At 36.8% G+C, this 13,003-nt stretch carries 13 protein-coding genes; 8 read left to right on the top strand and 5 right to left on the bottom strand.

Features of this window, described 5'->3' with window-relative positions; genetic code table 11:
• Nucleotides 1-24 precede the first annotated feature (24 nt).
• On the bottom strand, nucleotides 25-990 hold the full coding sequence (gene rfaD, locus FLEMA_RS0102660) for an ADP-glyceromanno-heptose 6-epimerase (RefSeq protein ID WP_026994119.1): 966 nt from the start codon (nucleotides 988-990) through the stop codon (nucleotides 25-27).
• Between the two features lie 633 nt (nucleotides 991-1,623).
• Between rfaD and FLEMA_RS0102655 the strand changes: the two genes are divergently transcribed.
• The gene (locus tag FLEMA_RS0102655; protein ID WP_026994118.1) at nucleotides 1,624-2,043 is read left to right on the top strand and encodes a 6-pyruvoyl trahydropterin synthase family protein; all 420 of its coding nucleotides are present in this window, start codon (nucleotides 1,624-1,626) and stop codon (nucleotides 2,041-2,043) included.
• A gap of 75 nt (nucleotides 2,044-2,118) precedes the next feature.
• Nucleotides 2,119-3,237, top strand: a complete 1,119-nt coding sequence (gene lpxB, locus FLEMA_RS0102650; RefSeq protein WP_026994117.1) for a lipid-A-disaccharide synthase — start codon at nucleotides 2,119-2,121, stop codon at nucleotides 3,235-3,237.
• 73 nt (nucleotides 3,238-3,310) lie between these two features.
• Here the strand turns inward: lpxB and FLEMA_RS0102645 are convergent, their stop codons facing one another.
• From FLEMA_RS0102645 to FLEMA_RS0102630, 4 genes are all read right to left on the bottom strand, one after another.
• A complete protein-coding gene (locus FLEMA_RS0102645) occupies nucleotides 3,311-3,877 on the bottom strand; it encodes a 1-acyl-sn-glycerol-3-phosphate acyltransferase (RefSeq protein ID WP_026994116.1) in 567 nt (188 codons plus the stop codon).
• A gap of 109 nt (nucleotides 3,878-3,986) precedes the next feature.
• Nucleotides 3,987-5,177, bottom strand: coding sequence for a site-2 protease family protein (locus FLEMA_RS0102640; protein WP_026994115.1), 1,191 nt, complete (start codon nucleotides 5,175-5,177; stop codon nucleotides 3,987-3,989).
• Nucleotides 5,167-5,787 (bottom strand): HAD family hydrolase, encoded by a 621-nt coding sequence (locus FLEMA_RS0102635; protein WP_044174228.1) that lies wholly within the window; start codon nucleotides 5,785-5,787, stop codon nucleotides 5,167-5,169. Before FLEMA_RS0102635 ends, FLEMA_RS0102640 begins: the two co-directional genes overlap by 11 nt.
• Before the next feature lie 61 nt (nucleotides 5,788-5,848).
• On the bottom strand, nucleotides 5,849-6,802 hold the full coding sequence (locus FLEMA_RS0102630; RefSeq protein ID WP_026994113.1) for an acetyl-CoA carboxylase carboxyltransferase subunit alpha: 954 nt from the start codon (nucleotides 6,800-6,802) through the stop codon (nucleotides 5,849-5,851).
• Between the two features lie 429 nt (nucleotides 6,803-7,231).
• Here FLEMA_RS0102630 and FLEMA_RS0102625 point away from each other — a divergent pair, with 429 nt between their 5' ends.
• The 6 genes from FLEMA_RS0102625 to FLEMA_RS0102595 all read left to right on the top strand — a co-directional run bounded on the left by FLEMA_RS0102625 (nucleotide 7,232) and on the right by FLEMA_RS0102595 (nucleotide 12,947).
• The gene (locus FLEMA_RS0102625; RefSeq protein WP_026994112.1) at nucleotides 7,232-8,551 is read left to right on the top strand and encodes a gluconate:H+ symporter; all 1,320 of its coding nucleotides are present in this window, start codon (nucleotides 7,232-7,234) and stop codon (nucleotides 8,549-8,551) included.
• Between the two features lie 285 nt (nucleotides 8,552-8,836).
• Complete coding sequence (locus FLEMA_RS0102620) at nucleotides 8,837-9,172, top strand: avidin-fold protein (RefSeq protein WP_174395946.1); 336 nt, start codon at nucleotides 8,837-8,839, stop codon at nucleotides 9,170-9,172.
• Nucleotides 9,173-9,326: 154 nt separating this feature from the next.
• Nucleotides 9,327-9,896, top strand: coding sequence for a hypothetical protein (locus FLEMA_RS0102615; protein ID WP_026994110.1), 570 nt, complete (start codon nucleotides 9,327-9,329; stop codon nucleotides 9,894-9,896).
• A 766-nt stretch (nucleotides 9,897-10,662) separates the two neighbouring features.
• The gene (locus FLEMA_RS0102605) at nucleotides 10,663-11,385 is read left to right on the top strand and encodes a sensor histidine kinase (RefSeq protein WP_229359335.1); all 723 of its coding nucleotides are present in this window, start codon (nucleotides 10,663-10,665) and stop codon (nucleotides 11,383-11,385) included.
• A gap of 2 nt (nucleotides 11,386-11,387) precedes the next feature.
• A complete protein-coding gene (locus FLEMA_RS0102600) occupies nucleotides 11,388-12,032 on the top strand; it encodes a response regulator transcription factor (RefSeq protein WP_026994107.1) in 645 nt (214 codons plus the stop codon).
• Nucleotides 12,033-12,113: 81 nt separating this feature from the next.
• Complete coding sequence (locus tag FLEMA_RS0102595; RefSeq protein ID WP_026994106.1) at nucleotides 12,114-12,947, top strand: helix-turn-helix domain-containing protein; 834 nt, start codon at nucleotides 12,114-12,116, stop codon at nucleotides 12,945-12,947.
• The last annotated feature ends 56 nt before the right edge of the window (nucleotides 12,948-13,003 follow it).

The raw sequence follows: 13,003 nt of genomic DNA, 5'->3' as shown, positions 1-13,003 counted from the left end.
CCTATTGGTAAAGTTTTATCCAAATTAATAATATTTTTCCTCTGCCAAATAATTTTTCACATAGTCAGCAATACCTTCCTCCAAAGTATGAAAAGGTGTTTCATAACCAATTGACTTCAACTTAGCCATATTAGCTTCGGTAAAATATTGGTATTTATCACGAATATCCTCAGGAGTATCAACAAAAGAAATATTAGGTTCTAAGCCTAAAGAAGTAAAAGTATTTTTGGCCAAATCCAAGAATGTTCTGGCTGTACCCGACCCAAGGTTATAAATACCCGAATTACGACGGTGGTGCATCAAAAACATACAAACTTCTACCACATCTTTTACATACACAAAATCGCGCATCTGCTCGCCATCACGGTATTCGGGATTGTGCGAACGGAACAACTTCATACCTCCTGTTTTCTTGATTTGGTTAAAAGTATGCCAAATCACCGATGCCATACGTCCTTTGTGAAACTCATTGGGGCCATAGACATTAAAAAATTTGAGGCCAGCCCAAAAGAAAGGTGTTTCTTGCTGTTGTAAAGCCCAAATATCAAAGTCGTTTTTTGAATCGCCATAAGGATTCAAAGGCTTCAATTGCGGAATCAACGTTTCGTTGTCGTCGTATCCATGCTCGCCCATTCCATAAGTAGCCGCCGACGAGGCATACACCAATGGAATTTGGTAATCATGACATTTTTTCCAAATCTTTTTTGAGTAATTCAAGTTCAGTTTATTGAAAATATCAACATTGAACTCGGTGGTGTCGGTTCTGGCCCCAATATGAAAACAAAACTCAACCTCTTGGTAATTATCCTCTAGCCACTCAAAAAAGTGTTCACGGTCAACACGCTCTTGAATTTTTTTCCCTTCAAGATTTTTATTTTTTTGCTCGTCGGAAAAATCATCAACAGCAATGATGTAATTAAAATTATCCTGATTCAAGCGTTGAATCAGACAACTTCCAATAAACCCTGCGGCACCTGTAACAATAATCATAAATAGAAACTAATTGAGTGGTTTTGGAATATGTAAATATGCTAAAAAAAGTTGAATAGTCTATCAATAAATCTATATTGTCAAAATCCTATAATAGAAGTAAGGAGGATATATATACTAATGTACAGCAACTGAACTTAAATTATACTTATTAGTATAACAAAACCGATACATAAGCTTGAGCCATAAATACGAATATTAGTATTATTCATGGAAAAAGTAAGCAAAAGTACCTAATGGTTTGCGAAAAACCAATACACTTAACTTTGAAAAAATATAAACTTTCCAAGAATCCCTTTAGGGCTATTTTTATAGCAATATAGCAATACTCTGATTTTCAGCAAAGACATACCTAAAAATAGTCAAATAAATTGAACTAATTAAAGAGTCTGAAAAAATGATTGTTTTCATTAAACTTTTTTGTGAAACTAAAAGACCTTACCTTTGTGTTTTTAAAAAATACGTTGGTTTTGCTACGTTTTCCCAACTCCAACAACAGCGATTTTGCTGATATAATCCCGTAGTTTTGCCGTGATTGTTAAAAGTTATCCGCTATACTTTTCTAGGAATAATACAGAAATAGCCGCTAGCTTTTTATGCTTCCCGCAAAACGAATAAATTAACTGAAAACAAATGGTTTACGTAGTTCGTAAAGAACATTTCAACGCCGCTCACAGGCTGTATAATCCTAATTGGACCGAGGAAAAGAATCGTGAGGTATTTGGTCCTTGTGCCAATGTCAACTGGCATGGACATAATTTTGAGCTCATCGTTACGGTGAAAGGTATCCCTAACCCCGACACAGGTTTTGTCATTGATATGAAAGTAATGAGTCAGATTATCAAAGATGAAATTATTGAGCGTGTTGACCACAAAAACCTTAATCTCGACGTAGATTTTATGCAAGGCAAAATGGCGAGTTGCGAAATCTTTGCAATGGAAATCTGGAAAATCTTAGCTCCAAAACTCGACGCAGTGATTCCTGATGGAAAATTACATTGTATCGAATTGATTGAAACGCCAAAGAATTCTGTAAAATACTACGGTGAGTAAAATCTCAATGCTATAGGCTATAAGCAAGGGCAATACCCCCAATGTTTGTAGCCTTTGGCTTATTTGCTAAACACAATGAAATACTACATTATTGCAGGTGAGCGTTCGGGCGATTTGCATGGTTCTAATCTCATTAAAGCCATTTTACAGAAAGACCCTCAGGCCGATATTCGAGCTTGGGGTGGCGATATGATGCAAAGTGCTGGAGCTACTTTGGTAAAGCATTATCAGGATATTGCTTTTATGGGATTTGCCGAGGTAATCAAAAACCTTCCTACTATTATTGGTTTACTTTCATTTTGTAAAAAAGATATTGCCGCTTTTCAGCCCGACGTGGTTATTTTGATTGATTATGCGGGTTTTAATATGCGTGTAGCCAAATTTGCTAAAAAGAATCATTTCAAAACCTTTTATTATATTTCTCCTAAAGTTTGGGCTTGGAACCAATCTCGTGCTTTGAATATCAAAAAGTACGTCGATAAAATGTTTGTAATTTTCCCTTTTGAAAAAGATTTTTTCAAAAAATTTGATTACGATGTCGATTATGTGGGCAATCCACTTTTCGATGCTATTGCCAATTTTCAGCCTAATCCTAATTTTAGAAAAGAAGCCCGTGTAGGACAAAAACCTATTATTGCCCTCTTGCCAGGAAGTCGCTATCAGGAAGTAGCCAAGATGTTGCCTTTGATGGTAACTCAAGCTTACAATTTCCCTGATTATCAGTTTGTTGTAGCGGGTGTTTCTAATCTTCCCAAAGAGTTGTACGCTCGTTGGCAGTCGCTTTTTCCTATCAAAATTGTTTACGACGATTCTTATAATTTATTGTCGGTAGCTGAAGCGGCCTTGGTTACCTCGGGTACAGCCACCCTCGAAACAGCCTTGTTGAATATTCCTCAGGTGGTTTGCTACAAAACTAGCGGTATTTCGTATGCAATTGCCAAACGGTTGATTCGAGTACCTTTTATTTCGCTGGTCAATCTGATTGCTCAGAAAAAAGTTGTTACTGAGCTGATTCAAAATGATTTAACCGCCGAAAATCTCAAAATTGAGCTAGAGAAAATTACGATTAATCTTACAACTCGCCAAGAACAACTAGAAGGCTATGCCGAGATTATCCGTATTCTAGGCGAAAAAGGGGCTTCTGAAAAAGCGGGAAGCTTGATGGTGGATTATTTGAATACTCACAAATTATAAATTAATGACTTGTAGTTATTGATTCCTAATAATAAAAAAGGCTAACCACTTCATGAAGTTGTTAGCCGAATCTTTACTTTATGCTTTTGTGTATTGTTTCTTTAATCCAACTTTTCTGTATTCCTTCGATATTGTTATAAAACTTCGCTATTTCGTCAAAATCAGCTTCTATATTATTGGTCGGATAAAAAGGTTTGCTGATAAACACTGTTTTACGAGGATAATCAAAACCAACCATTATTATCGGAATATTAGCTCCTTTGGCTACATAATAAAAGCCTGTTTTGAGCTTTGTTACATCTTTACGTGTGCCTTCGGGGGCAATCGCAATATGAAGTTGTTGGTTGGCTCGAAACAAATTTACGACCGCATCCACCATATTGTTATGCTTAGAGCGGTCGACAGGATACCCTCCCAAGCAAGAGAATAGCCATCCAAACGGTGGCTTAAAGAGTTCTGCTTTACCCAAATAACTGATTTTGAGCCGAATGGCAGCTCTGGCACACAAGCCAAGCGGAAAATCTACCCAGCTAGCATGAGGTGCAACAATAATAATACTTTGTGAAACCGTAATGGGTACGTGGCCAGACAATTTCCAACCAAGAGCCTTAAATATAAAAATTAATATTTTATTTAGCATATTTTTTACATAAAGTGAATTTTGAGTGAAAATACTGATATTATTTTCAGCAACAAAATCACCTACATAAATTTTGTGAGGCTATTGCTATACCTTTTATATCCCCTATTTATTTGGCTGAAACGTCTATCAACATAAATGGATGTGGTGTAAAACACAGCACAAATACCACCAAGGCAAACCAGCCTAATAGCTTTCTTTTCAAATCTAAAGGCTCATCTACTTCTACGTCGGGATGGTACACTCCCAAAAAACGACCTAATAAAAAAGCAAAAGGGAAAAAGCCCGAAAAGCCTTGAACATGCTCAAAATAAGGAATAGCGCTCATCCCAAGCTGAATAACAACTACAGCCAAAGCCAATACCCAAGCGTTGAGCGGGTTTTCGGAAAGCTTTGAAAAACAAACCCTCAAAAAATATACATATACCATAAGCCACAAAAAGAAATCGGTATCGGAAGTATAAGCTGCATTGGCCTGCCCTATTGCTTTGATGTCGGCTACCGTAAACATACCAATACCAGCATAAAAAACAAACAATATAAAAATAACGGGAGCTACAATATTGAATTTCTTTTTACCAATAAGACCATACAAAATATGTCCGCCGTCGAGCTGTCCAATTGGAAAAAGATTTAATGCTGTAAAAAACAAAGATAGATAACCTGCCCAAAGCAATGGATAGTGCATTATTTCAAAATTGGGCGGTAAAAGTACTGGGTCAGCCACAAACTCCTTGAAAAACATGAATAATAAATTATCACCCAAAACCATCTGTCCATTAAGCAAATTGGCATTTTTGGACATTTCATGAGCATAATTCAATCCATACTTAACATATTCGGGATGTATTTTGAAAATATAGTCGATAGCAGGCAAATGACTAAATCCATACCACAATACCCCAAAACCTACTACAAAGCCTGCCAATGGCCCCGCAATACCAATATCAAAATACTGTTTGCGTGTACGGGTTTTGTCTAAAATACGAATCACTGCCCCCAATGTACCAATACTCATGGCAAGAGCACTCAGCCACATCGGTATATAATAAGGTAATGTCGTACGAATTTTGTAGAATCTTGCGGTAAAATAATGCCCAAATTCATGGCAAGTTAAGATGGCCAAAAAAGGAATAGAAAATTGTAACCCTTGCCAAAAATCGTCAGGAAAATGAAGGATGTAAGATTCGGGCAAAAAAAAGAAAAACCTTCCTGTCATAGCCTCAGCACCAGCCAATGTTGTAGTAATAAGTGTGACTACAAATAAAATTAATTGAATGACTAATGTCTTATGCTTCATCGGCGAACAAATCTAAAATCGTGAATTCGTTTGGAATAATTTGCTTTACTTGGATACCCAATGTTGCAGCACCTTCAAGATTTACTAACATATCGTCGAGGAATAAGGTTTCATGAGCCTCTATACCTGCTTGTGCCAACACGGCTTCATAAATATCGACGTGGGGCTTTACTTTACCCATTTCGTAAGAAAGAAACAGGTGGTCGAACAAATCGGCCAAATGTTTTTCGCCAGTACAACGAAACAAAATTTTCTCGACATCAATTATATGAATATGACTGGTATTGGATAGTACAAATATTTTGTACTTTTTTCTGAGGCGTTTTAATAGCTCGATTCGGCGAGGGTCGACATCCAACAACAGGGCATTGAAAGCTACGTCAATTTGCTCGTCGGTAGCTATAATATTCAATTCCTGACGCAGGGCATCACGAAACTGCTGGTCGGAAAGAAGGCCTTTTTCGTAATTAACCCATAGTTGTTTTTCTTTGACAATACGCTCGCCATCTTCCCAAGACAAATTATTAGAAAGAGCAGCCAGTGCTTTGAAGGTACGAGAGAAATCAATGTCGATAATGACATTTCCTAAGTCGAAGATGATATTTTTCATAGAAAAAAGAAAAGGTAATACACCCATACATATGGGGTATTACCTTCAAGATTAGAAAGTCTTATTCTGTTACCACACCCATTGCACTGAATTTTTCAATGCGTTGGTCGATACGCTCTTCTGGCGTAAGTTGGTTTAATTCAGCAATTGTATTGAGAATAACATTTTTGACAGTTTGCGACGACAACGCAAAGTCTAAATGAGCTCCACCAAGTGGTTCGGGAATAATACCGTCGACAAGCTTGTTGTTGAGCATATCCTCGGCGGTCAATTTAAGTGCTTCGGCTGCTTGTTCTTTAAAATTCCATGTTCTCCAAAGAATCGTCGAACAGTTTTCTGGCGAAATTACCGAATACCACGCATTTTCAAGCATCAAAACCCTATCGCCAATAGCAATACCCAAAGCACCACCCGAAGCCCCTTCACCAATAATAATACAGATTACGGGTACTTTAAGCATAAACATGTCACGGATATTACGAGCAATAGCCTCGCCTTGTCCACGTTCTTCGGCCTCAAGCCCTGGAAATGCCCCTGGAGTATCGATCAGCGTAACAATAGGTTTATTAAATTTTTCGGCCATTTTCATCAAACGCAAAGCTTTGCGGTAGCCTTCAGGATTGGGCATTCCAAAGTTGCGTAATTGACGTTGTTTGGTATTACGGCCTTTTTGCTGGCCAATAATCATGACCGTCTGCCCGTCGATTTTACCAAAACCACCCACCATTGCTTTGTCGTCGGCTACGGTACGGTCGCCAAAAAGTTCAATAAACTCCTCACACATATTTTCGATATAATCGAGTGTATAAGGGCGTTCTGGATGACGAGAAAGCTGTACTCTTTGCCAGCGGGTCAAATTAGAGAACGTTTCTTTTTTTAACTCTTCAATACTGCCTTCTAGCTGAGCTACAGCGGTAGAAACATCTACGTTATTATCAATCGCCAATTTTTTCATTTCTGCCAATTTGGCTTCTAATTCGGCTATGGGTTTTTCAAAATCCAACAGAGTTCGCATTTTATCGTTTTAATTTATCGAATGCCAATTCCTGAAGAATTGACATAGATTAGGTAATAACAATCCTTTAATTAGGAGAAAATTTAGCCCTCAAAGTTAGTCAAAAAGAAATTTCCTAGAACGAATTTATGAGAATTTTCAGTTTGTCAAAATGACCTATTTGCTGTTTATCCCTCATAATGAACTAGTTATACGCTTTTTTTCTCTTATACTTTCATCTACATTTTCTTGTTGTTATTCCCTTTCATTTCACCAATTTAGGATAATTTCGTGAAAGTCTCACCATTTCTATATAGCTTTTATACAATTTATGCTTTTTGTATCTGTTTATTTCTTTATAAAAGCTGTACAAAATGATATAGTTATTGGGGGTTTATTCTATTTTTGATAAATATTACTATCCTCCATTCATACTCAAACCATATAACTATGTCCATTATTATTCTAATTATCAGTATTTTATTACTGCTTTTACTGATTACTATTTGCCAACTCAACGCCTTCATTTCATTGATTATTTCGGCTTTATTGGTAGGTATTGCCAAAGAAATGCCCCTGCTCGACATCATTGCTACTGTTCAGAAAGGTATCGGTAGCACCCTTGGTTCGCTGATTTTGATTTTGGGTTTTGGTGTTATGCTTGGAAGTTTACTTTCTGAAAGTGGGGCTGCCCAAAGAATTAGCTCGGTACTTATTAAGTACTTTGGGGTAAAAAGAGTAAAATTAGCTTTATTAATCACGGGCTTTGCGGTAGGTATTGCCATGTTTTATAATGCAGGTTTTGTGATTTTGATTCCGATGGTATTTTCGGTGGCTGTCAATACTGGTCAACCCGTTATTTATGTGGGTATAGCCATGGCATCGGCTTTGTCGGTAACGCATGGTTTTTTACCTCCACACCCTGGGCCTACGGCTATTGCCATTATTTTCAAAGCCGATATTGGCAAAACATTGGTTTATGGCCTAGTTGTAGCCATTCCTGCTTTGGTTTCAGCGGGCTTAATTTTTCCAGAATTTATCAGGCATATCAAAGCAAATCCTCCTCAAGGGCTTTTTGAAAATAAACAATTTACCGAAGATGAAATGCCTAGCTTTGGGTTAAGCTTTTTGTCGGCCTTGATTCCTGTAGTATTGATGGCCTTGGCTACCGCTAGCGAGCTGGCTCTACCCGAAAGCAATTACCTAAGGCATTATTTGAAGTTTTTGGGCGACCCAAGTATCTCGATGCTCATTGCTGTAATTTTTGCCATTGTAATGCTAGGTGTTCGTCGAGGCAAAACCATGAAAGAGCTTATGGACAAATCGGGCAGTGCGGTAAGCTCGGCTGCCATGATTATTATGATTATTGCCGCAGGTGGTGCATTCAAACAAATCCTGACCGATAGTGGTATCGGCAAAGATATTGCCATTCTTTTTGAAGGCTCTACCCTTTCGCCCCTTATACTGGGTTGGCTTATAGCCACAATTATTCGGATTGCCCTTGGCTCGGCCACTATTGCAGGACTTACCGCCGCTGGTATTGTACAGCCTATTATTGCTAGCTCAGGAGCCAATCCAGAGCTGATGGTGTTGTCTATTGGTGCTGGAAGTTTGATGTGCTCACACGTGAATGATACGGGCTTTTGGATGTTCAAGGAATATTTTGGCCTAAGTATTAAGGATACTTTCAAAACATGGACTATCATGGAAACCATTGTTGGTGTAATGGGGCTAGTGGGTGTTTTGGCCGTTAATTTTTTGATTAGTTAGGTATAAAACCACAAGGGAAAACCAATACCCATTAGTGCTGTACGGAAGGTTAAATGCTATTGCAGATGTTGGTACTTTGATACAATGGCTTAGTTTTTAAATAGCTGACTTCAGCATCTTTCGTACAGCCCTAAATACTCTATGCACGTACAAAACAATGCTAGAACGTTGATTACTAGCAGTATTTTCATAAATCTTGCCTGTAATAAATAGCAATAGTTTTTCAGTAAAAAAATATATAAACTATTTTTACGTAGTCCTTATTTTTAACTCAATGCTTTAATCATGAATTACCACGACAAAACTTTCAAACCTATTGCCAACTCCGACAACGGAGAAACATCTGCTGAGACAACCTTTCTTTACCAACAAATTGGCCGTGTTCTCACGGCAGAATACAGTGGTGGAAAAATTACCAAAGGGCATTTGATTGGTTTGGTAGACGACAACGGGCATATAGATATGCGGTATCATCAGGTAAATACCCAAGGAGAACTCATGACGGGTATTTGCCAGTCTATTCCTGAAATTTTGCCCAACGGAAAAATCCGCCTTCACGAAACTTGGCAGTGGACTTCTGGCGATTGCTCAAAAGGACAATCAGTGATAGAAGAGATTTAAGGGTACTATTACGGGATTTGTAGGGGTTATTTTACGGAATTATGAGTGTGGTTTTACAGGTATTTTTCCATAACTAACGTATATGTTTGCAAATAACAAATGAGTTCAGTAGTTTTCTGTAAATAATCGTTAAACCTTTATAAATCACACTATAATGAAACAATTAGCAATAGGTGTAACAATAGGAGCACTACTCGGCGTATTATTAGGATATTGGCTTTTCTATAAAAAAAGTGAGGTATTTTCCCTTACACAAAAAGATTTACAAAACACTTTAACATTTAATTTTACTAATCCTGACAAGAAGAAAGGAACTGATACGATTTCCTATGAAAATGCTATATGGCTTGCTTCAAATTTTGTCAAAAAACTACACAACTCGCCTACAGACCCAAATAATTTATCTAATAAGTTTGTTTCGTGGCCAAATGAACTGAAAGGTTGGATTGTAGATAGCAAAAAACTTCAGAAGTTTATTATCGAACAAAATGGCCAATCACCTCTATGTAACAATATTTTCATTGAATTAGGTTATGATTCTTTGAATCATCAAACTACTCTTATTTTGACAGGTGTGCAGTCATTTACAGGCCCTGATGGCAAGATAGTTGACAAGAGAATTTATCTTAAAAAAGATGCTGCCGATAGAGGAATAAATAGTGTATTAGCAAATAACTACATATTAGAGTATGTAGACCCATGTGTTCCTAGATGTCCTAAATAATATAAAATCAAGATTATTATGCTATTTAACTATATATATTTTTTAATACTAATATTAGGAATAACTATAGGAGCTATTCGTTATAAATTGCTTAGCAAGAGTAGTAAAACCATACTACTCTTGCTAGTTCTTACATTTCTGAGTGAAATGACCGCTCTATGTCTCCGCTTAAATGCTCAAAATGACGGTATAATTTATCATTTTTTCCAACCGTTAGAGTTTACCCTTATAGGATTAGTATTTTGGCAAGAACTAAAAAATAAAGTTATCCTATTAATCATATTGTTTCATTCTATTTTTGCTCTAGTAAATAGTATATTCATTCAACATTTCACTACATCCTTCAATTCAAATGCCTATGTACTTGAAAGCTTTCTAAGTATTTTTCTGGGACTTTGGTATTTAAAAACCTTACTTTCTGAAAAAACAACCAATTATTTTTCAAATTACCCTATATTCTGGTTTAGTCTTGGTTTTATGATATTTGATATCATAAACCTTTTTATACTAGGCACACACAATACTCTCGTTACTATTTTTCCAAATATGAGTTCTGTGTTTAGAATTACTCGCTACTTTTCAAATTACTTACTGTATATTCTTTTTATTCTTTCTTTTTTGTGTGCTCAAAAAAAGTTAAACATTGATAATCCTGAAATCTGAAGATAAAATGCCAATGATCCAAAGCCAAGAAATTCTCTTTTCATTCATTGCAGCAACAGGAATCTTATTGATTTTCATTGTGTTTATTCTAATATATGCTTCTATGTTTCAAAAGCGTAAAACACAATTTATTCAAGAAAAAATAGCTCTGCGGAATAGTTACGATAAAGAAATTCTACAATCACAGGTCGAGGTACAAAATCATACATTACAGTATATTGGTCGTGAACTTCACGATAACATTGGTCAATTACTTTCGGTAGCTCGTATTAACCTAAATATCCTTGAAGAAACCATAAAAGACCCTGAATATGAAGAGTTTATCAAACAGACTAATCTATTAATAGCACAATCTATGCAAGATATTCGCTCGCTCAGCAAAAGTCTTGATGGTGATTTTGTCAAAGATTTTGGTTTTTATGAAAGTATTGCTCACGAATTGGATAGGATTAAAAAAACAAAAAAATTCAAAACCGAACTCCAAATTAAAGGCGAAATATATAACTTAGGGCAAGAACGTGAAATTGTACTTTTTAGAATTGTTCAGGAGATTCTCAACAATGCTATCAAACATTCTGGTGCTCAGTATATCGTAGTTGAACTATCCTATCAAATCAATACGTTTGTCCTTACGATTGAGGACAATGGCAAAGGTTTTGATTTTCAAGAAGTGCTTCAACGAAGCTCTTTGTTTGAATCGGGGGCGGGTCTGAAGAATATAAAAAAAAGAGCCGAACTCATGCAATTTTCCTGTGATATTGTTACAGCTATTGGTACTGGAACAAAATACATACTCACAACCTCCAATCTTAAAGATATTCAATAGCTATGTTTAAAATTGCCATTGCCGACGACCATCAGCTTGTTGCCAAAGCTATTGCTGGACTAATTGACAAAATGGAGCAATACGAAGTGATGTATGAAGTTGAAAATGGAAAACAACTTATTCATTATTTTGAATTAAATATGATTCCTAATATTGTTTTGTTAGACATCAATATGCCTGAGCTTGATGGATACGAAACGGCTCTGTGGCTCAAAAACAACCATCCTAATGTAAAAATATTGGCTCTTTCGATGTACGATAAAGAAGAGGCTATTATCGGAATGCTACGCAATGGAGCAAAAGGTTATCTTTTGAAGGGCTGTCGCCCTTCTGAACTCAAGTTGGCTCTCGACTCGGTAATAGAAAAGGGGTTCTATTACTCTGAATATGTAACTCATAAACTGGTTAAAAATCTCCACGCTGAAAAAACAGCCAACCCAATTGAACAATTGGGCTTGAATAGCCGTGAAAAGGACTTTATCTTATATGCCTGTAGCGAAATGACCTACCATGAAATAGCTGATAAAATGTGCGTTAGTCCTCGTACTATTGATGGGTATCGTGAACAGGTATTTCAAAAAATGAATGTCAAAACAAGAGTCGGTATTGTTTTAGAAGCAGTTAGGCTAGGCTTATTCCATCCTTAATTTACCATAATAGCCTACTAGTCAAATATTTACTTATATTTACAGGGTATATCTCAAGCCAACAACAAGACAGAGAATTTTATGGTACTGCAAGAGTTTCCTCCAAGCCCTATTCTAGCGGAGTTTGTGCGTGTCTATAGAATAGTAAAATTTGTGTTTCATTCTTCCGAACAGATTCCATTCAAGCCCTATGCTCCCAAACCCGAGCATTGTCTGAGTTTTTACCCACGAGACACCGAAACTGTTCAGTACGATAATAGTAAGAGTTCAATCTCAAATATTAAGGTAGCTCTAATTGGCCAACACAATGTTGTTAGTAACCGATACGTAGGGAAAGACTTTGTTGTGTTTCAGGTGGTATTTCGCCCAAGTGCATTATTTCGCTTAACAGGAATTCCTGTATCAGAACTCAACAATAGCTATATTGATGCCGAAAATGTATTCCATCGAGATATTCGGTTTATCAATGAACAACTCGGCGATACCCAACATACCTATCAAATGATTGATATTGTAGAATCTTTTTTGAAAATACTGGCCAATCAAAGCAAAAAAACGGCTCATCGGCTCGACTACCTGAGTTCTCTGTTGATTCATCCTCAGCAAGCTATCAATGTCGACTGGCTTGCTAGCGAATCGTGCCTAAGTTTAAGGCAGTTTGAGCGAAAATTTATCGAACGGGTCGGTATTCCACCCAAATACTTTCATAGAATTGTGAGGTTTGAAAATGCTTATCGTATGAAAAACAAATATCCTCACCTCGACTGGCTTACGATTGCCCTACAATGTGGCTATTACGACTATCAGCATTTGGTAAAAGACTATAAAGAGTTTACCAAGGCTACCCCTACCCATTTTCATTTGCTGGATTTGTCGGCACCCGAACGCAAATTTGGCGAAGCTGACACGTATTAAGTAAGAGTACCGAAGTATTTTGAACAAAAATTCACTCCCAAATACATCATTCTTAA

The sequence above is a fragment of the Flectobacillus major DSM 103 genome, from assembly GCF_000427405.1.
In the GTDB taxonomy this organism is placed as follows: domain Bacteria; phylum Bacteroidota; class Bacteroidia; order Cytophagales; family Spirosomataceae; genus Flectobacillus; species Flectobacillus major.
This window is presented reverse-complemented; position numbering and strand designations above follow the sequence as displayed.